The sequence below is a fragment of the Shigella sp. FC1567 genome (genome assembly GCF_001743015.1).
Taxonomy (GTDB): Bacteria; Pseudomonadota; Gammaproteobacteria; order Enterobacterales; family Enterobacteriaceae; genus Escherichia; species Escherichia coli.
On sequence record NZ_MIIV01000411.1, the window covers coordinates 1 to 411 of the forward strand.

Here is a 411-nt window from a genome sequence, read left to right on the forward strand (position 1 = left end):
AGTAGCGGAGCAGGAAGGACATCTGATGGAAATGGAAGCCACGCAAGCACCTTAAAATCACCATCATACACTAAATCAGTAAGTTGGCAGCATTACCCGGGAGGTGAATGTTTTTTCCAGCAAATCAGCTTTTGCGCGTTTGGCGTCGTTACTGGTGCCCCCATGGTGCTTGTTGAGCAACTCGATAATTTCATCAAGTGCGATTTCTTTTGCACGCTTTTCTTTTAGCCATGTCGGTGTACCGTCGTTGGCAAATAATTCACTGTTATCCCGTGAGGTATCGATGCCGAGGTGTTCACCTCCCAGGTTAAGAATGAAGTGGTCAACAAAAACTGGCCACCGAGTTAGAGTTTTTCCAGTATCGATTTTCCGATTCGTTTGGGGGGAACCCACCGTTATATTCGTGCGGTC

At 47.0% G+C, this 411-nt stretch carries 1 pseudogene; it reads right to left on the bottom strand.

Annotation, left to right across the window (positions count from 1 at the left end):
- Positions 1–75: 75 nt before the first annotated feature.
- A pseudogene (locus BHE85_RS27745) lies at positions 76–315 on the bottom strand (AAA family ATPase); the annotation flags it as partial.
- Positions 316–411 lie beyond the last annotated feature (96 nt).